A 22,159-nucleotide genomic window follows, 5' to 3' on the forward strand; every position below is an offset into this window, starting at 1 on the left:
ACATGCCCGATGGCGGCTGATGCCTTATCCGGCCTACAACTCGTTATGTAGGCCTGGTAAGCATAGCGCCATCAGGCAATTAATTCCCGTTGGCAAACTTGCGCAGTAATTCTCGCGCCTTATCGTTTGAAGCCTGCATCACCATCCACGGGCTAAATGCCCACGGCGTTGCATCAATCCCGCTTAACACATCCTCAAGATTGCTCCACTGGTAATCCATCACTTCATCCGCATTTGGCTGTAGTTGGCTGGTAAGCTGCGCGGCATAGACCGGACAAACTTCGTTCTCCATAATTCCATTGGGATCCGTAGCGCAATAACGGAAATCCGCATATACAGAGGCGAGCGCGGTAATGTCTGCGCTCAGTTCAAAACGGGCGCGGCGGATAACGGCATCTTCGGTTGTCTCCCCCGACTGCGGATGGCCACAGACAGAGTTTGTCCAGACGCCAGGCCAGGCTTTTTTGTGCAGTGAACGGCGCGTCACCAGCAGTTGTCCCTGGTCGTTAAATATCCAGCAGGAAAACGCGAGATGCAAAGGGGTGTTGAAGGTATGGGCGGCATACTTTTCCAGCATGCCTGACGGTTTATTTTGCTCGTCCAGCAAAATGACATGTTCCCCGGCCATGACAACTCCTGAAAATAAAAAATGACCCGACACAAACCCGCCGGGTCATGCACTCAGGCCACTAGGGTAGCCCATAAATGGGACAAAGGCATTACCAAAACAAGCCCTGGCAACATGTTGGCGACCGGGAAAAGTTTAATGTTACAGATACGCAAACCGGTGGCCACCATCAGCAGTCCGCCAGCACAAGAGAAATCCGCCATCATGTCAGGAGTGATCATCGGCAGGATAATCACTGCCAGCATCGCCAGCGCCACCTGAATAAGGATTTGTGGGATGGCGATGGTCATAACCGCGTAGCCGAGAAGTGTGGCAAAAATCCCTGCGGTAAACAGATCGAGGATCGTTTTGATGTACAGAATTGATGGGTCGCCGCTCATCCCTTCGGTCATCGCCCCGAAAATCCCGGTGCCACTGGCGCAAAATAGTACCAGGATGGCGACAAATTTCTCTGTGAACTCTTCGTGACCCAGGCCATTAACTGGCGGCAGAACTTTGTTGATTAAACCGCGCGTGGAGCCAGCGGCTTTACCAATTCCTTTTTCCAGATGCAGCAATTCACCGAGAATGGCGCCGATCACCATTGCCAGCACCACTGCTGGCATATATTTCACTTTTAGTACCAGCGTGATACCAAGACCAACGGAGCAAAGCCCGAAAGTCATCGGCAGCGCCGTTTTCACACGCTCAGGGAGCTTGCCGCCCGCCATTGCGCCAACTAGCCCGCCAAGAATGACGGCGGAACCATTTACATATGGGCCGATTAACATTGAGAAATGTCCTGTTAAGTAAAATTTAGCTCGCCTTCACCCCAGCGGGGGATATTGTTGACCTCAAGGTCGAACAGATCGAGCGCACGATTAACGCTATGGGTGATGATGTCGTCCGCCGTTTGCGGACGTTGATACAGCGCCGGAACCGGCGGAAAGATGATCCCGCCCATTTCAGTTACTGCGGCCATATTGCGAATATGGCCGAGGTTCAGCGGCGTTTCTCTGGCCAGCAGCACCAGACGACGACGCTCTTTCAGCACCACGTCCGCCGCACGGGTCAGCAGGTTGTCCGTCAGGCAGTGGGCGATTGCGCCCAAAGAGCGCATGGAACATGGTGCGATCAGCATCCCCAGTGTTTTAAATGAACCGCTGGAGATAGCCGCCCCCAGATCCGCGATGGGATGTACCACGTCAGCCATCGCTGTCACATCGTCCAGGCGGTAATCTGTCTCCAGTTCGCAGGTTTTTTCTGCTCCTTTTGAGACCACCAGATGGACTTCAACGGGGTGTTGGCGAAGCAACTCCAGCGCCTTAACGCCGTACTGAAACCCGGAGGCCCCACTGATCCCAATGATGATGCGTGCTGTCATGGTGGTCTCCTTTACTCGAAATCCGGCAGGAAGCGCTTCACGTCCACATCTTTAAATTTGGAACGCTGGAAGTTGTGCTTCAGGTGGAATGGCACCGTACAGTCGAAAATGGTTTTGCAGGACATTCCCTGTTGCAGGATGCTCGGGCTGTATTCCGGCACCTGTGACGGATCGAGCGGGTGGCAACGAACGCCAGGGATCGTAATGGTGTCAACATCCCCCTGGTAGCGGGTTTGCATGGCCCAGAGAACGTCGTCGCTATCGAAAATATCTACATCCTCATCCACCAGGATGACGTGCTTGAGTTCCGGGAATGCAGAGAAAGCCAGTAGAGCAGCCTGGCGCTGCCGACCTTCATCTGTCGGAGAAGATTTTTTAAACTGCAGGACCGCCAGAAGTTTGCCACCGCCCGCCGAGTGGGCGAAAACATTGAGTAGTTTGCCCGGCATAGCGCGTTCTACCATATCCAGAATGCTGGCTTCAGTCGGAATACCGGCCATATTGACATGTTCTTCGCCAGGTCCGACGGTGGTGCGCCAGATGGGGTTAATGCGGTGAGTAACGGCTTTCACTTTGATCACCGGAATAGTCTCTTTCGCTTCGCCGGTATAACCCGGAAACTCAGGCATTGCGCGCCCGGTATGGGTATTCTGATCTTCGCGTACGCGTGCGTTTGGCAGCAGTTCGCCTTCAATGACGATCTCCGCATGAGCGATAGCTTTTTCGTTAATGGTTTTACACTGCACCATCTCAACGGCTTTGCCGCGCAGCGCGCCCGCAATGCTCAATTCGTTGAAGCCCAGTGGGGTGGTTGGCGGCTCAAAACAGGCGGCAATTTCAATCGCCGGATCCACGCCGATGCTGATTGAAATCGGTAGCGGCTGACCTGCGGCTTCTGCTTTCATGCGGAAAGCATCAATATGGCGACCAGGGGTCAGCCACATGGACAGTTCGTCGCGGCTCTGTACACACAAGCGGTGAATGGTGATATCGGATTCGTGAGTTTCCGGGTCTGAGGCGTAGCACAGGCCCATGGTAATATAGGGACCAGCGTCTTCTTCTGTATTGGTCGGAGCGGGTAATAGTTTACGCAGATCGAAATCGGCATCGCTCGCCAGATGCACCACTTCCTGACATTCCGCCGCGCCCTGAGTCATGACTGGCGCTATGGCGTTTTCCACAGAATCTTTCAGCAGATGCCCTAGTTTTGCTGGTTCGCACTGCAGAAAATGGCTGACGCGCTGGCGCGAACCGTTCAGGCCAATTGCCACGCTGATATCGTGAAATCCTTTGATTTTATTAAATACCATCACCGGCCCGTTCTTGCGGGTCGGGCGCTGGCAGGTTCCGCCCGCGCCCACATAACGATACACCCCAGAGAGTTCCGCGTGCGGGTCGACTTCGGTATCGGTTTCAACGTACTCGCCGGGAAGTGTTTTCAGTAGTTGGAGCGCAGAGCGTAAATCATGCACCGTTGAGGGAGATTTGTTATCAGTATTTGCCATGGGATGGTTCCTTCGGAAAAGATGTTTCGTTGTCTGCACAATATTTTCCGTGGCGCTTTTACACAAATACCGTTTACCGGATAGTTAGTAGATCAAAAAAGTTTATTTTAATGACCTGTTAAATAATGATTAATTAACATGAGATGTAGCGGGCTGGCTTTTTATTTTTTTGGGTAAGTGTGATACTGGCGATATGTTAAACCACGGGTGATGATGATGGATTTAAAGCGCTTACGGTATTTTTGTCGGGTGGTGGAACAAGGGTCGGTCAGCCAGGCGGCGAAATCGTTGAACATGGCGCAACCCCCCCTCAGCAAGCGGATTCAGGAGCTGGAAGAAGAACTTCAGGTCTCGCTCTTTGTTCGCCGTGGAAATCGTATTGAACCCACGGAAGCCGGTTTTTTTCTCTATCGCAAAGGATGTGAAATATTACGTCAGGTGGAGGATACCGCCAGGGAAACGACAGATATTGCACAAAAAAACAGAGCCGAATTAAGAATAGGTTTAACTCATCTCTACCAGAACTATTTTAAAGCACTGTTGATGGAAGTTTACCGACGTAATCCGGATACGGCGATCAATATTTCTGTTACCGACTCCAGCCATCTTGAGACATTATTAACGGAAGGGGGAATCGATATTGCTTTAATACAGCGTCCCTATCGCAGTGAAGGCTTTGATTATGTGTCGTTTGATCCGATTAAGCTGGTGGCGGTAATTAATAAAAAATGCCTGCCGGGCCCTCCTGCAAATCCCTATAACTACACTGCGCTGGCGGAGATGCCGTTGGTGCTGCTGCATCGGGCAAAGGATTCAGGGACTTACGAGATGCTGATGGATCTGTTTCGTAAATCCGGAGTAAGCGCAAAAGTGATCATGCATATTACGCAACCGGGGGTCATTCTCGACTGGCTGGAGTCCGGCCTTGAGGCTGCGACGTTATTACCGTCTTCGGAAGTCGATGCTGATAAACTTAGCCAATGTTACGTGGTAGACGTTTTTCCTTCGCCACAAATATTTTATCCTGCGCTGGTGAAATTACCCTCTATGCCTTATCTACCCGCGTTAATGGATATTATCGCTCAGGGATATCCGTTTAACCCTACCGATTGAAGCGTAGCGATTGGGGATCGTCCGGCTGGCTGGTATGATAATGACCTCTGATTTCGAGGTAAACGTTGTGTTGAGTGCAGAATGGCTGATGAATAAACGTTTTTATATCACGATAATGTTGGTGAGCAGCCTGATCCTGGCAGGGTGTTCCAGTTCATCTGATTCCGGTTCCACGTATACTGTGAAGCGCGGTGATACGCTGTACGCCATTTCACGCTCTACTGGCACCAGCGTTCGGGATCTCGCCCGTCTGAACAACATTTCCCCCCCTTATACCATTGAGGTGGGGCAAAAGCTGAAGCTTAACGGTGATGCGAAAACCAGAACAACAGCGCGTAAAGCAACCGCGAAATCCTCGAGCAAATCTTCTACCAAAACGACTGCCGTCAGACCGTCTTCTTCTGTACCTCAGTCGTCCTGGCCGCCGGTAGGACAACGCTGCTGGCAGTGGCCCGCCAGCGGTAAGGTGATTCTGCCTTATTCCACGGCGGACGGCGGTAATAAGGGCATTGATATTTCTGCTGCGCGCGGTACGCCGATTTATGCGGCCGGAGCCGGGAAAGTGGTCTATGTCGGCAATCAACTGCGGGGCTATGGCAACCTTATCATGATTAAGCACAGTGAGGATTACATCACTGCCTATGCGCATAATGACACCATGCTGGTGAACAACGGTCAAAACGTGAAAGCCGGGCAGAAGATCGCCACGATGGGCAGCACGGATGCGACGACGGTGCGTCTGCATTTCCAGATCCGTTATCGCGCAACGGCTATCGATCCGCTGCGTTATTTACCGCCGCAGGGCAGTAAGCCAAAATGCTGACGGTGAATTAATCGCCAGTCAGTCGGTTCGTCCCTTGCCAAGAAGAGCGTAAGGTTTATAATCCCTTACGCACTTCAATGCGGGCGTAGTTCAATGGTAGAACGAGAGCTTCCCAAGCTCTATACGAGGGTTCGATTCCCTTCGCCCGCTCCAGATTTCCTTTTCCTGAAGTCATCCCTTAGAAAAGTTAAATAGCCGCATCGACATCCGCTGGTAGTGTACTGTTCCCTTCCCCCAGAGCGCGTTGCAGCAAAACTGTATCCAGCCAGCGACCATGCTTGAAGCCAACGTCTTTCAGCGTGCCTATTTCTGTAAATCCGACCTGCTGATGAACTTTTAACGATCCCTGATTATTGCTGTCGCCGACCATGGCAATTAATTGTCGATAGCCATGCGTTTCGGCCCAGTCAATAACATGGCGCAGTAACGCACTTCCCGCCCCTTGACGCTGTGCCGCCGGGTCAATGTAAATCGAATCTTCGAGGGTATAGCGGTAAGCGTAGCGTTCACGATAACGAGTGAGATAACAATATCCGATGACCTTGTCTTCCTGCAGGGCGACAACCCACGGCAGCCCCAGACTATGAATTTTTTCCAGACGAGCCAGCATTTCGTGGGTATCCGGTGGGGCAGTTTCAAAGCTGCCAGTACCGTGAATCACGTGGTGTGCATAGATATCGCGTATGGCGGGGATGTGTTTTTCTTCTGCATTAACGATTTTCATTAGACCAGCTCCCATTGGCGTCTTTTTTCAGATTACCTGAAAGTCTGAAGGGAAGGTAAGCGCAAAAAGTTATGCTTCAATCACCAGTTCATAATGAAATTAGGCTTGTTAATTGTAAGGGTAAAGAATTGATTGTGGCTGATGCTGACGATAGCAAGTCAGGGTGATAAATAAAATGTTAAATAGGAAAACTGATAATTTCCCACACCGACATTGGCGGATGGGAAAATACTAACGTTCAATCATAAATTAATAAAGTACTTTAATATCATAATATTATCACTGTACCTAATTATTATTGCGGCTGTACCCTTAATTTTATTTCATCAACACTGCCTGCAACCTAAAAATACGTTATAGTGCTTATCTTGTTATCTGAGTACCTGTTATCAGAACTTTCTCTATCCATACCAAATAGTTACCATGCAAACAGTTACAGAGGGTAGTTATGTCATCCGGCAATAGTTAACATCGTCACATGACTTCTCCACGGGAAATTAATCTAAATCCAGAATTCAATCCCAAGAGTATTAGAATAACTTAGTCTAAAATCCTTTTTTTGCCTAAGCATTATCTTATTACATAGCCACGAACTACGCTGAGTGATAAAATTCTCGAGTTTATGCCTTCTTTCCAATGATTAGAGGACGAGGCACAGGTAGTCAATAAGACGAAAGAATTAATTGCTTCATAACCCTATTACGAAATAAGCGGCAGTGCGTCTTACATGGTCGGCAACCGTCAGGGATAGACTGTAACTTATTGAAAACGCTTATTTTCACTATGATGTAAGATATAAGGGCAGATATGTTAAGTATGCGTCGACATGCCAACTTCATTAAACGTTTTAAGTCTGTAAGCTGTTTATTTACGGCAAGCATTCTTTTCCCGATGCCAATCTTTGCAGCGGTATCAGATTATGACGCTTTGGTTATTGAAGCGCGGGGAGGTAATAGCGCACCGCTATTACGTTTCCTTGAGGATCAGGGAAAGAAAAGCGCGCTAACGCCAAATCAGGTTGCCGACTGGCTGCAAGTTTCCAGTTGGGTCGATAACAACGATAAAACCACAATTGAAATCTGGTGATGCTGCCAACTTACTGATTTAGTGTATGATGGTGTTTTTGAGGTGCTCCAGTGGCTTCTGTTTCTATCAGCTGTCCCTCCTGTTCAGCTACTGACGGGGTGGTGCGTAACGGCAAAAGCACCGCCGGACATCAGCGCTATCTCTGCTCTCACTGCCGTAAAACATGGCAACTGCAGTTCACTTACACCGCTTCTCAACCCGGTACGCACCAGAAAATCATTGATATGGCCATGAATGGCGTTGGATGCCGGGCAACCGCCCGCATTATGGGCGTTGGCCTCAACACGATTTTCCGCCATTTAAAAAACTCAGGCCGCAGTCGGTAACCTCGCGCATACAGCCGGGCAGTGACGTCATCGTCTGCGCGGAAATGGACGAACAGTGGGGATACGTCGGGGCTAAATCGCGCCAGCGCTGGCTGTTTTACGCGTATGACAGGCTCCGGAAGACGGTTGTTGCGCACGTATTCGGTGAACGCACTATGGCGACGCTGGGGCGTCTTATGAGCCTGCTGTCACCCTTTGACGTGGTGATATGGATGACGGATGGCTGGCCGCTGTATGAATCCCGCCTGAAGGGAAAGCTGCACGTAATCAGCAAGCGATATACGCAGCGAATTGAGCGGCATAACCTGAATCTGAGGCAGCACCTGGCACGGCTGGGACGGAAGTCGCTGTCGTTCTCAAAATCGGTGGAGCTGCATGACAAAGTCATCGGGCATTATCTGAACATAAAACACTATCAATAAGTTGGAGTCATTACCTTGAAATCTGGCAGCAGTATCGTGGACAGATGAATGTACCTGCCCGGGGCAAAGTCGCCGCTGCACGAGCATATCGCAACCAGAAGAACTGGAATGATTCTTTAGCCATCTGGGAAAGCGTTTTACAGGAAGAGCCTGATAACGTAGATGTACGTACCGGCTGGATAATGACGTTGGCGGATGCTCGCTACAATCAGCAAGCCCTTACTGAAGCGAATAAATGGGCGCAGGCGCATCCCGGGGCTGATTCTGATGCGCTACTTGCCTATGTCTACCATTCGCAGGGAAAAAACTGGGATGCATTGTTAGTTGCCAGCCAGGCGGATGACGTCGATCCAGGCAACAAAAATGCAAAATCCACATTACTGTCTGCGCTGTCAGCAAACCGCGTTTCCGGGCCCGCCTTAAATATGGCAGAGGTGGTACCAACTGCCGATCCGGTGAAGCGTCGCCTTGAGCTTGATGCGGCGGCTGAAATGGTACGTTCCTCTTATACCTCTGCGCGTAATGAAGAAGAGCGTTTTATCGTGGCCGATAAAGCGCTGGCCCGTTATGACCAGTTGCTGACTGCCTGGAAAGATGAGCCTTCTGCGCAGAATGATGTCCGCCGGGCCAGAATTGACCGCATGGGCGCCTTGCTGGTCCGTAAACGCACTTCTGAAGTGATTAGTGAATACGAATCGCTGTCTGCGAGCGGCGAGGTGCCAAACTACGCAAAACGCTGGGTAGCATCGGCATGGTTAAGCGAACGGCAGCCGGAAAAAACCGAAGCGATGCTGATGAGCATCTACTATCCGAACGGACCGATTCCGGTTACGCCGCTCGGTCCTGAGGATCAACAGGATCTGTTCTACGCGCACATCGATAATGAAAACTTTGATGCAGCTAAAAAACAGGTCGATGCGTTAATTAAAGACAGCCCATATCTGCGACGCATCTATGGTTCGCCAACGCCGCAGCCAAACGATAACTGGCTGCTGGGACAGTCGCTGCTGACGCAATATCATATCGCTGCCAATGAACTGCCGGAGGCAGAAAAACTCGCAGAGCATCTGGCGCGAACAGGCTCGGGTAACCAAGGGCTGCGCATATCCTATGCTTCTGTTCTTGAAGCCCGTGGACTGCCGCATGCGGCGGAGAAAGAGCTTAAACTGGCGGAAGTGATTGAGCCCAGTAATCTGGAACTGGAGCGTCAGCAGGCCTATGTGGCGCTGGATCTCCAGGAGTGGAAGCAGGCCGATGAACTGACGGATGACGTTATTGCTCGCAGTCCGGATGATGAAGCGACGCTGCGCCTCGCACGCATGCGTGATGTGCATAAAATGTCGGAAGTACGTATTAGCGGCACGCAGGGGATCTCGTCCGATAGCCCGGTCAGCGGTAAGAATGATTTCAACATCAACACGGCCATTTACAGCCCGCCAATTAATGACAACTGGCGACTGTTTACCGGATTCAACTTCGCGACCGGCGAGTTTGAGGAAGGGAAAGGGATTAGCCGCGATCTGGCGGCTGGTGCGGAATGGACTTCCCGTGATTACTGGGCCGAAATGGAAGTGTCTGGCCGAAACTATGGCGATGGGCAGAAAATAGGCGGTCGTCTTTCCGCTTGGCATGATTTCAACGATAACTGGCGCGTGGGCGGTTCGGCCGAGCGTCTTTCGCGCAACACGCCACTGCGCGCGCTGCGTAGCGGCGTATATGCCAACAGCGGCGATTTGTTTGTTCGCTGGTATCAAAACGAACGACGTGAATACCAATTGTCGTTTGCCGCATCACATTTCTCGGATGGTAACGATCGCATCGAATATGGGCTGAGCGGAAAAGAGCGCATGTGGACCACGCCGCGCTTTACGCTGGACTTTACCCCGGGTATCGGTGGGAGCACCAACACTAAAGAGAATGTGCCGTATTACAACCCTAAGAGTGATTTTTCCGTTGTGCCAGGCCTGAGCGCGGAACAGGTTCTTTACCGCCATTATGACACCGTGTGGACCCAGCAAGGCATAGCCGGAGTGGGTGGCTACTGGCAGCAAGGTGAAGACGTTGGCGCTATCGTTCAGGTGGGATATGGACAACGGCTCAAATGGAACAACGTCGTAGATGGCGGGGTGATGCTGGTTTGGGATAAACGCCCCTATGACGGTAAACGTGAGCGGAATATCTCCCTCGCTTTCGATTTAAATGTCAGGTTTTAAGGATTGTTCATGCTGAAAAGATGCCTGTGGCTTAGCGCATTAATCGCTGGCTGGTTGATGATTACCGCGTGCAGTAGCGCGCACAATACAACGCCTCGCTATGTTCCTCCCGCAGAGAGAACGCCGTTGACGGCAGATCATCCATGGCCGAAAAACAGCTTCCTGGTGCTCGGCTATCATGATGTTGAGGATGGCGCCGCCGACCAGCGCTACCTCTCCGTGCGCACCAGCGCGTTGAGCGACCAAATGGCCTGGCTGCGTGATAATGGCTATAACCCGATTAGCGTGCAGCAAATTCTGGACGCTCATGACGGTAAAATTGTGTTGCCGGAAAAAGCGGTCTTACTCACCTTTGACGACGGATACAGCAGTTTTTATACCCGCGTCTGGCCGCTGCTGAAAGCCTACAACTGGCCTGCGCTCTGGGCTCCAGTGGGCAGTTGGGTTGATTCTCCAGCCAATAAAAAAGTCGATTTTGGCGGCTTAATGACGGCGCGAGATAAATTTGCCACCTGGAAGATGGTCGAGGAAATGGGCAAATCGCCGTTGGTGGAAGTGGGGGCGCACACCTGGAACTCGCATTTCGGCGCTGAGGCGAACCCGCAAGGAAGCAAAGAACCTGCGGTGGCGAATCGCCTTTACGATAAGAAAACCGGGACTTACGAAACCGACGAACAGTACAATCGTCGCATTAATACTGATATCTCGCTGATCACCAATAAGATTAAATCGGTAACCGGGAAATCGCCGCGCGCGTGGGTGTGGCCTTATGGTGCGGCTAACGGCACCACCTTAAACCTGGCCAAAGAACATGGCTATAAGATGGCCTTTACGCTCAATGAAGGGCTGGCGAACGCTGCGTTTCTTGATGATATCCCGCGTGTACTGATCTCTGATAACCCGTCTCTCAAGCGCTTTGCCAGTCAGGTCGCTCAGGTACGTGAACCACAAACGATGCGTGTGATGCACGTCGATCTGGATTACGTGTATGACAAAGATCCTGCCCAGCAGAAGCGAAACATCGACAAGCTGATCCAGCGTGTTTATGACATGCGTATTTCTCATGTCTTCCTGCAGGCGTACGCCGATCCTAAAGGCGACGGGAATATTCGCGAACTCTATTTCCCTAACCGCTGGCTGCCGATGCGTGCCGATCTCTTTAACTATATCTCCTGGCAGTTACAAACGCGGGCCGGGGTGACGGTATATGCCTGGATGCCGGTACTGGCTTTCGACCTCGATGCTTCCATTCCACGCGTGACGGCATGGGATCCGAAAACAGGACGCACTGCGATCAATCACGAGAACTATGTGCGTCTGTCTCCCTGGGACAGCGAAGCGCGTAAACGTATCACTGAAATCTATGAAGACCTGGCGAAGCATGCCAGCTTCAAAGGGATTTTGTTCCACGACGATGCTTTCCTGACGGACTTTGAAGATGCGTCACCGGAGGCGTTAGCCGCCTACCGCGCCGCAGGGCTTCCGGGAAGTATTGAGCAAATCCGTAGCAACCCTCAAACCTTCGAACGCTGGACGCGTCTGAAAAGTAAGATGCTGATCGACTTCACCAAACAGTTGACCCGCTCAGTGCGCAATATTCGCGGTCCGCAGGTGCAAACTGCCCGCAATATATACGCCATGCCGGTACTGGAGCCTGAAAGCGAAGCCTGGTTTGCGCAAAACCTGAATGATTTCCTCAATACCTATGACTGGACGGCACCCATGGCGATGCCATTCATGGAGCAGATCCCGGCTAATGATGCCAATGCCTGGCTCGACAGATTAGTCAATGCCGTTGCACAAACGCCCGGCGCGCTGGACAAAACCGTGTTTGAACTGCAGGCACGAGACTGGCGTAAATCCGGGGACGAGGCAGAAATCAGTGGAAAACAAATAGCCGAATGGATGCGCCAACTGAAACTAAGTGGTGCAGGTAACTACGGCTATTATCCGGATGATTTCATCAGCGACAAACCTGAGATGTCAGAGATTCGCTCGACGTTCTCCTCATACTGGTACCCGCAAAAATGACCGATCGCATTATTGCTTTCCTGATACTTTGCCTGATGTTCAGCCTGCCGTTTGGCGTGGCTGTCATCTTTACAGGTGAAGTCATGTTGAACTTCGTCTTCTTCTGGCCTTTATTCATGTCTGCATTATGGATAAGCGGCGGGGTCTATTTCTGGTTTTATCGTGAGCGTCACTGGAAATGGGGAGACGATACACCGCCACCGACGCTGGAGGGAAATCCGCTGGTTTCCATTTTGATCCCCTGCTTTAACGAAGGGATCAACGCGCGGGAAACCATCGGCGCTGCGATGGCACAGCGCTACAAGAATATCGAAGTGATTGCCATTAACGACGGTTCAACGGACGATACGCACGATGTTCTGGAACAGTTGGCGATTGAGTACCCCAGCCTGCGCGTCATTCATCTGGCTGAAAACCAGGGCAAAGCGCTGGCGCTCAAAACGGGCGCGGCCGCTGCGCGCAGCGATTACCTGGTGTGTATTGATGGCGATGCGTTACTGGATCGTGATGCCGTGGCGTATCTGGTCGCTCCGCTGATCCAGTTCCCACGCGTTGGGGCGGTAACCGGCAACCCGCGTATTCGCACCCGTTCCACGCTAATCGGTCGTGTGCAGGTCGGTGAGTTCTCTTCCATTATCGGCTTAATTAAGCGTACTCAACGAGTCTATGGTCAGATCTTTAGCGTCTCTGGCGTAGTTGCGGCGTTTCGTCGTCGCGCGCTGGCCGAGGTGGGGTACTGGAGCCCGGACATGATCACCGAAGACATCGATATCAGTTGGAAACTGCAGTTGCGCCATTGGTCGATATTCTTTGAGCCGCGCGCGCTGTGCTGGATCCTGATGCCTGAAACGTTAAGAGGGCTGTGGAAGCAGCGCCTGCGCTGGGCGCAAGGCGGGGCGGAGGTGTTTATTGTTAACATGCGCCGTCTGTGGTCGTGGGAGTTCCGTCGCATGTGGCCGCTATTTTTCGAGTTCTGCTTTTCTACCACTTGGGCATTTGCCTATGCGATCAGTATCGTGCTGTTCCTGCTGGGACTGATGATCCCGATGCCGGACTCGCTGTATGTTCAACATCTGTTCCCGCCAGCCTTTACCGGACTTATTCTCGGCGTGGTCTGCTTAATACAGTTTGCGATAAGCCTGATGATTGAACGACGCTATGAAAAAGGCATTGGCGCCTCATTGTTCTGGATAATCTGGTTCCCGGTGGTGTACTGGCTGTTGAGCCTGTTTACCACGTTGGTGTCATTCCCGAAAGTGATGCTCAAACGCAAACGCGGCAGGGCGCGCTGGGTGAGTCCTGACCGTGGAATAGGGAGGATCGAATCATGAGTCAGCCGCTGATCTTTACGGAGCGGCGTCTGCTGCCGCGCATCATTGACGTTCTGTTAACGATTTTTGCCTGGGTTGGATTTTTATACTTAATCTACAAAGGGCTGATTACGGCCCTGGCGCATTCACCGTATATGGGCGTGCGTCCCTTTTTCACCACGCTGGATACGGTCACGTTTTACATCCTTGTCGCGCTGGTCAACGGACTGGTGCTGATCGGCTGGGCGAAATACAACCAGTTTCGTTTTCGGGTGGAGCGTCGCAGTCGCAGACCAGGACTGGAAGACCATGAGCTGGCGGAAAGTTTACGTATTACCCGTGAACTGGTTATAGAGTTGAACAAAGCGAGGGTGCTGACGGTCCATCACCATGAGAATGGCGAAATCAGTCATATCGATGTGGACAAGCACATCGCCGATAACCGCCTGCCGCCGCCGACGCCTGCAATGCTGGAATATTTGCCGCCGGAGCGGGAGCCATCGTTACAGAAAAGGCCCGAGTGATATTTCTGCTACCCGCCACTTCCTTCAGCCTCGCATCGGTCTATGATTAGACTCAGACAATAAAAAATGCGAGGTAATGTCGTGGAAAAGGAACTACTGGAGGCAGGTTACCGGGCCTATACCGGCGAGAAGATTGACGTCTACTTCAACACGGCGATATGTCAGCATTCAGGAAACTGCGTGCGGGGAAGCGCGAAGCTTTTCAATCTGAAACGCAAACCCTGGATAATCCCCGATGAAGTGGATGTCGCGACGGTTATTAAGGTCATCGATACCTGTCCAAGCGGTGCGCTGAAATATCGCCAGAAATAAGTGAGGGAACCATGGAAATTCTTGCAGGCCACAACAAATTTTATGTCAACGATGCTGAAGGCAATCAGGTTGCCGAGATTGTCTTTGTGCCGACGGGCGAGCATCTGAGCATCATTGAACATACCGATGTTGACCCCAGTCTGAAAGGTCAGGGCGTCGGCAAACAGCTGGTGGCGAAGGTGGTGGAGAAAATGCGCGCTGAAAATCGCAAAGTGATTCCGCTGTGTCCGTTTGCCAAACATGAATTTGATAAAACCCGCGAGTACGACGATATTCGCGCCTGAAGTCTGATTTCCGCCGGGTAGCCTTATCCGGCATATCACTCCCGATGCAACAAATCCTGATAAATGCCCGTCAGTACCCCTTGCGGGCCAAACTCTTTTTTAATCCACTGAGTGACTCGACCGGTTGCCGAATGCTGGGTTGCCAGCAGCATCCGTGAATCCTGACGCGGATTGTGGATCTGTCGCGTGACCAGCAGCGACTTTTCCATTGCTTCGCGTACCATATAATCCGGTAAAAAACCGATGCCTTCGCCCAGAATTTGGCACTGACATTTGGTATTAAAATCTGGAACCAGAATCGACTCCTGGCCGTGTAACAGCCACCCGACCTTTTTGTTAATGGTGTGGGCGGTGTCTTCCACCATAATGTTCGGATACAAACGCAACTGGCTCTCAGAAATCGGTTCAGGCATAAAAGCCAACGGATGATCCGGGGCAATGGCAAACGACCAGCGAATAGCGCCGATCTCGGTATAATCAATCCCGCCGCCGTCCAGTAACGTATCGGGCGCGCCAATGGCGATATTGGCAAGGTTGTTGATGATCGAATCCCAGACGCCGTTATACACCTCGGTGGTGACGGTTATCTGGCAGGTAGGGAACTGTTTCTTGAGTACCTGCAGTAGCCGCGCCGTATGCTGTGGGGTGTACAACAACTGGTTAATACAGATGCGCACCCGGGCTTCAATACCCTGAGCGATGGTATCAATGCTGCGCTTAATCGCGTGGAAGTCGTTGAGCAGGTCGGAGGCCTTGCGAAACAGATAGCGACCAGACTCGGTCAACTCAATGCTTCGGGTGCTACGCGTAAACAGCACCACATCGAGCCCCATCTCCATGCGTTTAATGGTGTAGCTAATAGCCGATGTGGTTAAGCCCAGCTCCTCCGCAGCCTTGCTGAAGCTGCTGTAGCGGGCAGCCATGGTAAATGCCAGCAGATTTTCCTCGGTAAAAATGGAATTCATCTTTTCTCCTCTCAGGCTACCAACACGCCCCGCCGCATAATGATTGTTGAATGTATTTGTAATCCTTATACAGAGCAATCAGTTTTGAACAGAATTTAACACTAGTTTTACATTTGATTTGAAGGCAATCACACTTCTGCATATTAATTGCAGGCCGCTATCCGCGCAGCATACCGCTTGATTTACCCGACTATTCATGAGTGGCAAAAAACGCCCCAGCCATAAGGGAAAGATTGCACTACAGCACGCTTTGCTCTCATTGTTAAATTTTATTCAATAATTGACGCGCTTACGATGAATGAAATTTAAGCGGATGTTATTCTCTACACTCTGTTGCTATTCTCAGCTTATCGGATATTTAGAAAGTCTAAAAAACTGCAGGAGAGCAATTATGTCAGAGAAAGAACTCATTACTGAATTTCTGCTGGCGGCAGAACAAGGTAATGCCGATGGATTAAAATCCTGTCTGGCAAAAAATGTGGATATTAATGCCACGAACCGCCAGGGACGTACCGCCATTATTATTGCCAGCCTGAATAAGCATTATGACTGTGTTTCTTTATTGATTGCCGCCGGTGCCGATATTAATAAACAGGACCAAACCTGTTTTAATCCTTTCCTGATTAGCTGTCTGACGAACGATTTAACGCTGCTGCGTACCGTATTACCTGCTAACCCCGACCTTAACTGCCTGAGTCGTTTTGGCGGCGTAGGCATTACGCCAGCCAGTGAAAAAGGTCATGTGGAGATCGTGCGCGAGCTGCTGCTGCGTACCGATATCAATGTCAACCATACCAACTTCGTGGGCTGGACGCCGCTTCTGGAAGCCATTGTGCTTAATGATGGCGGCGCGAAGCAGCAAGAGATCGTCAAGCTGCTACTTGACCATGGCGCAAACCCACATATGACGGATAAATACGGTAAAACCCCGCTGGAACTGGCGCGGGAGAAAGGTTATCACGAAATTGCCGAGCTGCTGATTGCCGCCGGAGCCTGACAGAGGAGCGCCGCTATCGCTACGCCATCACGGCGATGCGTACAGGCGCTAACCGCAGATAGCGCGTTTCTCGCTTTCCGGGGGACGGGGCAAGTTGAACAGGTTTTTTCCCGCGCGGTGAACCTGTTGATACCTGACCAGCAGCGACTGTTGACGTTGCTGAGTGAAGGTTGTGATAACGCGCCTAATAGCTGTCGACTGGCGCTGACGCATTGCGCGAACCTGTTTCTCCCCGGTGAGCAGGTCAGATTTACCGAGTCGGGGATAGCCGTTGGCAAAGATAAATGGATAGAGACCTCTGGTTGCCTGCCGTGGCGCATACCACAGTGGGCACCAGATGCAGTCACCCTCGCCGCAGTCCACTGGCAGCGCTGGGAAGAGGTAATCCGCCAACAGTTAAGCAGCGACGACACATTATTTTTGTATCAGGGGGATAATCCGTTTTATCAGGAAATCACCCGTCAATTACTCAACCGCCGACAGACACTAATAGCGGCGCTATATACGGGAGTAAATATTTCAACAGCGGCCAGCCATTTAATTGGTCTGGGAATTGGCCTGACGCCATCATCCGATGATTATTTAGTGGGCTTAAGTGCCATTTTATTAATCCCAGGACATCCGCTGGAGAAATATCGTGGAGATTTTTTAGCGGCATTACAATGCGCCGGAAATAATACGACGCTACTTAGCAAAATAACGCTCGAAGAAGCTTTGCATCAACGTTATCGGGAAAGCGTCGTGCGGCTGCTGCAGCATATTATTACTGAGCAACAACCCGTTTCTACGCAATATATTACTGACATTAAAAATATCGGCTCAAGTTCTGGCTGCGACATGCTGTATGGCATGGCGGACGCCTGCGCCCTGAGCCACAGGTCCGGAGGGAATTATGTCGATCAGGATAGTTGTTAAAAAGAACACGTATTTTGATTCCGTTTCACTGATGTCTATCTCCACACGCGCCAATAAGCTCGATGGCGTTGAGCAGGCATTCGTGGCGATGGCTACGGAAATGAACAAGGGCGTGCTGAAGAATCTCGGCCTGCTGACGCCTGAACTGGAAGAGGCGAAAAGTGGCGACCTGATGATTGTCATTAAAGGCGCCAGCGAGGCGGCGAACGACCAGACATTGGGCGCAATTGAAGATCTGTTTACGCATAAAGAGCAGGGCGGCCAGCATGAAGCGCGCTATGCCACGCTCGCCAGCGCGAAAAAGCATGTTCCTGACAGCAATCTGGCGGTGATCTCGGTCAACGGTTTGTTTGCGGCGCGTGAAGCGCGTCAGGCGCTGCAAAATAACCTCAATGTGATGCTGTTCTCTGACAACGTTTCTCTTGAGGATGAACTGGCGCTAAAACAGCTGGCGCACGAAAAGGGGCTGTTGATGATGGGGCCAGACTGCGGAACCGCCATTATTAACGGCGCGGCGCTGTGCTTTGGCAACGCGGTACGTCGCGGCAACATTGGGATTGTGGGCGCATCCGGCACTGGCAGCCAGGAACTGAGCGTGCGCATTCATGAATTTGGCGGCGGGATTTCCCAACTGATTGGCACCGGTGGTCGCGATCTGAGTGAGAAGATTGGCGGCCTGATGATGCTTGATGCGATTGGCATGCTGGAAGCCGATCCGCAAACCGAAATCATTGCGCTTATCTCTAAACCTCCTGCCCCAGCGGTGGCGCGCAAGGTGCTGGAGCGTGCGCGCGCCTGCCAAAAGCCAGTCGTGGTGTGCTTCCTCGGACGCGAAGCCGCGCCTGCGGATGAACAAGGTCTGCAGTTTGCACGCGGTACCAAAGAAGCGGCGCTGAAAGCGGTGCTGCTGACCGGCGTGAAAAAAGAGAGCCTGGACCTGCATCCGCTCAACTGGCCGCTGATTGAAGAGGTCCGCGCCCGCCTGACCCCACAGCAAAAGTACATCCGTGGCTTATTCTGCGGCGGCACGTTGTGTGATGAGGCGATGTTTGCCGCCATGGAAAAACACGCGCAGGTTTACAGCAACATTCACCCCGATCCGGCGTTCCGCCTGAAAGATCTCAACCGCAGCGTGGCGCATACCTTCCTTGATTTCGGTGATGACGATTTTACCAACGGTAAACCACACCCGATGATCGATCCCACCAACCGTATCAGTCGTCTGCTGCAGGAGGCGCGCGATCCTGAAGTGGGCGTGATCGTGATGGATTTCGTGCTTGGATTTGGATCGCATGAAGATCCGGTCGGGGTGATGTTGGACGCGATCGTTGAAGCCAAAGCGATCGCCGCCGCAGAGGGTCGTCCTCTGGAAATCCTCGGCTATGTGCTGGGAACCGATCTCGATACGCCGTCGCTGGAAAAACAGTGCCAGATGCTGACCGATGCCGGGGTTATCTGGGCGAGCAGTAGTACCAACACCGGATTGCTGGCGCGTGAATTTATCTGTAAAGGGGAGGAAGCCTGATGAGCCAGACACTGTTTAACCAGCCGCTGAACGTGATTAACGTCGGCATCGCGATGTTCAGCGATGACCTGAAAAAACAGAACGTACCGGTAACCCAGCTTGACTGGACGCCGCCGGGCCAGGGCAACATGCAGGTGGTCGCGGCGCTGGACGACATTGCTGATTCGCCGCTGGCGGACAAAATCGCGGCCGCTAACCAGCAGGCGCTGGAGCGCATCATCCAGTCACATCCGGTGCTGATTGGTTATGACCAAGCCATCAACGTGGTGCCGGGCATGACCCGCAACACCATTTTGCACGCCGGCCCGCCGATCCGCTGGGAAAAAATGTGCGGCGCGATGAAGGGCGCGGTAACCGGGGCGCTGGTGTTTGAAGGGCTGGCGAAAGATCTGGATGAAGCCGCCGAACTGGCCGCCTCGGGGGAGATCATCTTCTCTCCGTGCCACGAGCATGACTGTGTTGGCTCGATGGCGGGTGTGACGTCAGCGTCGATGTTTATGCACATCGTGGAGAACAAAACCTACGGCAACCGCGCATATACCAATATGAGCGAGCAGATGGCGAAGATCCTGCGCATGGGGGCGAACGATCAGAGCGTTATCGATCGCCTGAACTGGATGCGCGATGTGATGGGACCGATGCTGCGTGATGCCATGAAACTGGCGGGCGAAATCGATCTGCGTCTGATGCTGGCGCAGGCGTTGCACATGGGCGATGAATGCCATAACCGTAACAACGCCGGGACGGCGCTACTGATTCAGGCGCTAACGCCGTGGATCATCCAGACCGGTTATCCGGTTGCGCAGCAGCGCGAGGTATTCGAGTTCGTCCTCAGCAGTGATTACTTCTCCGGGCCGACCTGGATGGCGATGTGTAAAGCCGCGATGGACGCTGCACACGGCATTGAATACAGCACCGTGGTCACGACGATGGCGCGTAACGGCGTCGAGTTCGGTCTGCGCGTCAGCGGGTTGCCGGGGCAATGGTTTACCGGTCCGGCGCAGCAGGTGATTGGCCCAATGTTCGCGGGCTATAAGCCGGAAGATTCCGGGCGCGATATTGGCGATAGCGCGATTACCGAAACCTATGGCATTGGCGGTTTTGCCATGGCGACGGCGCCTGCCATTGTGGCGCTGGTCGGCGGTACGGTCGAGGAGGCGGTCGATTTCTCTCGCCAGATGCGCGAAATCACCCTCGGTGAAAACCCCAACGTTACCATTCCGCTGCTCGGTTTTATGGGCGTACCGACTGCTATCGACATTACGCGCGTGGGCAGCACCGGCATTTTGCCAGTGATCAACACTGCCATTGCGCACAAAGATGCGGGGATCGGCATGATCGGCGCCGGAATCGTCCACCCGCCGTTCGCCTGTTTTGAAAAGGCGATCCTCAACTGGCGTGACCGCTACTGCTAATAACAACAACCGGGGCTAACGGCGTTAGCCCCACAGTAGCAAAGCGCAAAACGTTGCTTACCTGCAGGGCTGGGCGATCTCCGCGATCGCAAACGATGCTTAACCTGTTAAGGATATTCCATGAACAGCATAAAACTAGAATGGAAACGTGGTGACTGGGCGGCTTACTTTGGGCTGATGACCAACAACCTGACAAACCTGCTGACAATGATGGGGCTGCTCATTTTTGTCGTCGGGATCCCAACCGAAATAGTCTATGGCCGCATTGCGCCTGCCTTTGGCCTGGCGGTGCTGGTGGCCAGCGTCTGCTACGCCTGGTTTGGCCTGCAAATGGCAAAACATACCGGACGTAATGACGTAACGGCGCTGCCGTCCGGGCCGAGCGCACCGTCGATCTTTACCGTGACCTTCCTGGTGCTGATGCCGGTTTATCAGCAAACCAAAGATGCCAACTTCGCCATCCAGATTGCGCTGGTATGGTGCTTTGTGGAAGCGTTAATCCTGGTGGGCGGCTCCTTCCTGGGCGAGACCATCCGCAAGATGATCCCACGAACGGTACTGCTCTCTTGTTTATCCGGCCTGGGCCTGCTGCTGTTGGCGATGAACCCAATGCTGCAGGCATTTGAAGCGCCAACCGTTTCTTTCATCGTCCTGCTGCTGATCTTTATTAACTGGTTCGGTAAGAAGCCGATTTTTGCCCGCATTCCTACCGGTTTGCTGCTGCTGATTGCCGGGACGGCCCTGGCGTGGATCTCGGGTTTGCAAAGCCCGGAAGCGATTAAAGCGTCGATGTCTTCTTTTGGCTTTAACCCGCCGGAAATTCATGTCGACAGCTTCCTGCAAGGGCTGCCGCACGCGCTGCCGTATCTGGCGTCTGCGGTGCCTCTGGGTCTGGCGAACTACATTTTTGACCTCGAAAACATAGAAAGCGCGCACGCCGCAGGCGATGAGTACAACACCCGTAAGGTCATGATGGCGAACGGTTTTGCCTCCATGCTTGGTTGCATGCTGGGCAACCCGTTCCCGGTGACCGTGTATGTCGGCCATGCAGGCTGGAAGGCGATGGGCGCCAGCATTGGTTACACCCTCGCTTCAGGCATCACCATGTTCCTGGTACCGCTGTTTGGTCTGGGGGCGTTTATGCTCGCCATTATTCCGATGACCGCGATAGTGCCGATTTTGGTGTTTATCGGCGTGGTGACCGCCAACCAGGTGGTGCGAGAAACGCCCAAAGTCGAGGTTCCCGTTATCTTCATCTGTCTGTTCCCGTGGATCGCTAACTGGGCGCTAACCATCGTTAATAGCGTGATGGGCGCGGCTGGTACGTCAGCCGGTAAGCTCGGTAGCGACCTGCTGCACAGCAAAGGCGTCTATTACGACGGGCTGGTGCATCTGGGAAGCGGCGCGCCGCTGGCCAGCATGCTGTGGGGCTGTGTCGCCATCTTCGCCATTATGAATAAGCCACTGCGTGGGGCGATTGCCGCCGCCTTTGGCGCACTGCTGTCGCTGTTTGGTGTGATCCACTCCCCGGCGGTCGGCTTTGCAGAGGGCAGCTCAATGATGTTTGTGCTGGCCTACCTGATGATGAGCGGCATGTTTGTCCTCAAGCATGTGCTCGACAGCCGTGAAGCGGTGACTGCGCCTGAGCAGCAACCGACAAAATCCACCTGAATCGCCT

Annotated in this window: 20 protein-coding genes, 1 tRNA gene and 2 pseudogenes; 16 read left to right on the forward strand and 7 right to left on the reverse strand. The window is 52.6% G+C overall.

The window, feature by feature from the left end; all coding sequences use genetic code 11:
- Positions 1-79 precede the first annotated feature (79 nt).
- From idi to OOJ59_RS11320, 5 genes are all read right to left on the reverse strand, one after another.
- Positions 80-628 carry an isopentenyl-diphosphate Delta-isomerase gene (idi, locus tag OOJ59_RS11300; RefSeq protein ID WP_038633466.1) on the reverse strand — a complete coding sequence of 183 codons (549 nt, stop codon included), beginning with the start codon at positions 626-628 and terminating at the stop codon, positions 80-82.
- A 53-nt stretch (positions 629-681) separates the two neighbouring features.
- Positions 682-1,398 (reverse strand): DUF554 domain-containing protein, encoded by a 717-nt coding sequence (locus OOJ59_RS11305; protein WP_121529521.1) that lies wholly within the window; start codon positions 1,396-1,398, stop codon positions 682-684.
- 14 nt (positions 1,399-1,412) lie between these two features.
- Entirely contained in the window at positions 1,413-1,991 is a 579-nt protein-coding gene (locus OOJ59_RS11310) for a UbiX family flavin prenyltransferase (RefSeq protein ID WP_038633460.1), read from the reverse strand.
- Between the two features lie 11 nt (positions 1,992-2,002).
- Positions 2,003-3,496 (reverse strand): UbiD family decarboxylase, encoded by a 1,494-nt coding sequence (locus OOJ59_RS11315; RefSeq protein WP_193157131.1) that lies wholly within the window; start codon positions 3,494-3,496, stop codon positions 2,003-2,005.
- Between the two features lie 161 nt (positions 3,497-3,657).
- Positions 3,658-3,792 carry a hypothetical protein gene (locus tag OOJ59_RS11320; RefSeq protein ID WP_255366011.1) on the reverse strand — a complete coding sequence of 45 codons (135 nt, stop codon included), beginning with the start codon at positions 3,790-3,792 and terminating at the stop codon, positions 3,658-3,660.
- On the opposite strand from OOJ59_RS11320, the gene OOJ59_RS11325 reads away from it, so the two are divergent.
- The 3 genes from OOJ59_RS11325 to OOJ59_RS11335 all read left to right on the forward strand — a co-directional run bounded on the left by OOJ59_RS11325 (position 3,749) and on the right by OOJ59_RS11335 (position 5,585).
- Positions 3,749-4,609: a LysR family transcriptional regulator gene (locus OOJ59_RS11325; protein WP_239177474.1), complete on the forward strand. Its 861-nt coding sequence runs from the start codon at positions 3,749-3,751 to the stop codon at positions 4,607-4,609. The two genes, OOJ59_RS11320 and OOJ59_RS11325, sit on opposite strands and share 44 nt — an antisense overlap.
- 88 nt (positions 4,610-4,697) lie before the next feature.
- Positions 4,698-5,432: an amidase activator ActS gene (gene actS / locus OOJ59_RS11330; RefSeq protein ID WP_159121456.1), complete on the forward strand. Its 735-nt coding sequence runs from the start codon at positions 4,698-4,700 to the stop codon at positions 5,430-5,432.
- A gap of 79 nt (positions 5,433-5,511) precedes the next feature.
- Positions 5,512-5,585, forward strand: a tRNA-Gly gene (locus tag OOJ59_RS11335).
- Positions 5,586-5,619: 34 nt separating this feature from the next.
- On the opposite strand, the gene OOJ59_RS11340 is transcribed toward OOJ59_RS11335, so the two are convergent.
- Positions 5,620-6,156: a GNAT family N-acetyltransferase gene (locus OOJ59_RS11340; RefSeq protein ID WP_087856770.1), complete on the reverse strand. Its 537-nt coding sequence runs from the start codon at positions 6,154-6,156 to the stop codon at positions 5,620-5,622.
- Positions 6,157-6,963: 807 nt separating this feature from the next.
- Here OOJ59_RS11340 and hmsH point away from each other — a divergent pair.
- The 8 genes and pseudogenes from hmsH to OOJ59_RS11380 all read left to right on the forward strand — a co-directional run.
- A pseudogene (hmsH, locus tag OOJ59_RS11345) lies at positions 6,964-7,239 on the forward strand (poly-beta-1,6 N-acetyl-D-glucosamine export porin PgaA); the annotation flags it as partial.
- A gap of 53 nt (positions 7,240-7,292) precedes the next feature.
- A protein-coding gene (locus OOJ59_RS11350; RefSeq protein WP_095033700.1) for an IS1-like element IS1B family transposase occupies positions 7,293-7,990 on the forward strand; the annotation gives its coding sequence in 2 pieces (ribosomal slippage) (positions 7,293-7,542 and positions 7,542-7,990; 699 coding nt in all).
- Positions 7,991-8,004: 14 nt separating this feature from the next.
- Positions 8,005-10,203, forward strand: a pseudogene (gene pgaA, locus OOJ59_RS11355) (poly-beta-1,6 N-acetyl-D-glucosamine export porin PgaA); the annotation flags it as partial.
- A gap of 9 nt (positions 10,204-10,212) precedes the next feature.
- Positions 10,213-12,234, forward strand: a complete 2,022-nt coding sequence (gene pgaB, locus OOJ59_RS11360; protein ID WP_085048779.1) for a poly-beta-1,6-N-acetyl-D-glucosamine N-deacetylase PgaB — start codon at positions 10,213-10,215, stop codon at positions 12,232-12,234.
- Positions 12,231-13,565: a poly-beta-1,6-N-acetyl-D-glucosamine synthase gene (pgaC, locus tag OOJ59_RS11365; protein ID WP_034167705.1), complete on the forward strand. Its 1,335-nt coding sequence runs from the start codon at positions 12,231-12,233 to the stop codon at positions 13,563-13,565. Before pgaB ends, pgaC begins: the two co-directional genes overlap by 4 nt.
- Positions 13,562-14,068: a poly-beta-1,6-N-acetyl-D-glucosamine biosynthesis protein PgaD gene (gene pgaD / locus OOJ59_RS11370; protein WP_150345400.1), complete on the forward strand. Its 507-nt coding sequence runs from the start codon at positions 13,562-13,564 to the stop codon at positions 14,066-14,068. Before pgaC ends, pgaD begins: the two co-directional genes overlap by 4 nt.
- Before the next feature lie 66 nt (positions 14,069-14,134).
- Entirely contained in the window at positions 14,135-14,380 is a 246-nt protein-coding gene (yjdI, locus tag OOJ59_RS11375) for a 4Fe-4S mono-cluster protein YjdI (protein ID WP_160955400.1), read from the forward strand.
- 11 nt (positions 14,381-14,391) lie between these two features.
- Positions 14,392-14,664: a GNAT family N-acetyltransferase gene (locus OOJ59_RS11380; RefSeq protein ID WP_003033869.1), complete on the forward strand. Its 273-nt coding sequence runs from the start codon at positions 14,392-14,394 to the stop codon at positions 14,662-14,664.
- 35 nt (positions 14,665-14,699) lie between these two features.
- Here OOJ59_RS11380 and OOJ59_RS11385 read toward each other — a convergent pair whose 3' ends face one another.
- A complete protein-coding gene (locus OOJ59_RS11385) occupies positions 14,700-15,629 on the reverse strand; it encodes a LysR substrate-binding domain-containing protein (RefSeq protein WP_038633395.1) in 930 nt (309 codons plus the stop codon).
- Between the two features lie 391 nt (positions 15,630-16,020).
- Here OOJ59_RS11385 and OOJ59_RS11390 point away from each other — a divergent pair, with 391 nt between their 5' ends.
- The 5 genes from OOJ59_RS11390 to OOJ59_RS11410 all read left to right on the forward strand — a co-directional run bounded on the left by OOJ59_RS11390 (position 16,021) and on the right by OOJ59_RS11410 (position 22,152).
- Positions 16,021-16,626, forward strand: a complete 606-nt coding sequence (locus OOJ59_RS11390; RefSeq protein WP_038633392.1) for an ankyrin repeat domain-containing protein — start codon at positions 16,021-16,023, stop codon at positions 16,624-16,626.
- Positions 16,627-16,752: 126 nt separating this feature from the next.
- On the forward strand, positions 16,753-17,541 hold the full coding sequence (locus OOJ59_RS11395) for a DUF2877 domain-containing protein (protein ID WP_137351690.1): 789 nt from the start codon (positions 16,753-16,755) through the stop codon (positions 17,539-17,541).
- The gene (fdrA, locus tag OOJ59_RS11400) at positions 17,519-19,066 is read left to right on the forward strand and encodes an acyl-CoA synthetase FdrA (RefSeq protein ID WP_160955401.1); all 1,548 of its coding nucleotides are present in this window, start codon (positions 17,519-17,521) and stop codon (positions 19,064-19,066) included. The genes OOJ59_RS11395 and fdrA overlap by 23 nt, the downstream gene beginning before the upstream one ends.
- Positions 19,066-20,481 carry a DUF1116 domain-containing protein gene (locus OOJ59_RS11405; RefSeq protein WP_160955402.1) on the forward strand — a complete coding sequence of 472 codons (1,416 nt, stop codon included), beginning with the start codon at positions 19,066-19,068 and terminating at the stop codon, positions 20,479-20,481. The genes fdrA and OOJ59_RS11405 overlap by 1 nt, the downstream gene beginning before the upstream one ends.
- 120 nt (positions 20,482-20,601) lie before the next feature.
- Positions 20,602-22,152 (forward strand): hypothetical protein, encoded by a 1,551-nt coding sequence (locus tag OOJ59_RS11410; protein ID WP_038633383.1) that lies wholly within the window; start codon positions 20,602-20,604, stop codon positions 22,150-22,152.
- Positions 22,153-22,159 lie beyond the last annotated feature (7 nt).

This window comes from Citrobacter sp. W9 (genome assembly GCF_026719375.1).
Classification (GTDB): domain Bacteria; phylum Pseudomonadota; class Gammaproteobacteria; order Enterobacterales; family Enterobacteriaceae; genus Citrobacter; species Citrobacter werkmanii.